General features: G+C 51.9%; 1 protein-coding gene. It reads left to right on the forward strand.

What is annotated here, in order from left to right; translation table 11 throughout:
• Window positions 1-10: 10 nt before the first annotated feature.
• The coding region (locus HJY11_RS14475; RefSeq protein WP_243764586.1) for an ATP-binding protein at window positions 11-214 on the forward strand (204 nt) is incomplete at its 3' end.

Genomic DNA, 214 nt, shown 5'->3' on the forward strand with positions numbered 1-214 from the left:
GGGCGATCCTATGAAGCTGCAGCAGATTCTGGTAAATCTGATCTCTAACGCGGTAAAGTTTACCCCGGCGGGCGGAAAGGTGCAGTTCATTGTCAATCAGGCTCGGACCAATGGCGGCAAAGCATATCTGCAATTTACCGTGAACGACACGGGAATCGGCATCAGCGACGAATTTAAGGACCGCATCTTTGAACCCTTTGAGCAGGAGCGTTCC

Source organism: Bittarella massiliensis (ex Durand et al. 2017) (assembly GCF_017566145.1).
Taxonomy (GTDB): Bacteria; Bacillota; Clostridia; order Oscillospirales; family Ruminococcaceae; genus Bittarella; species Bittarella massiliensis_A.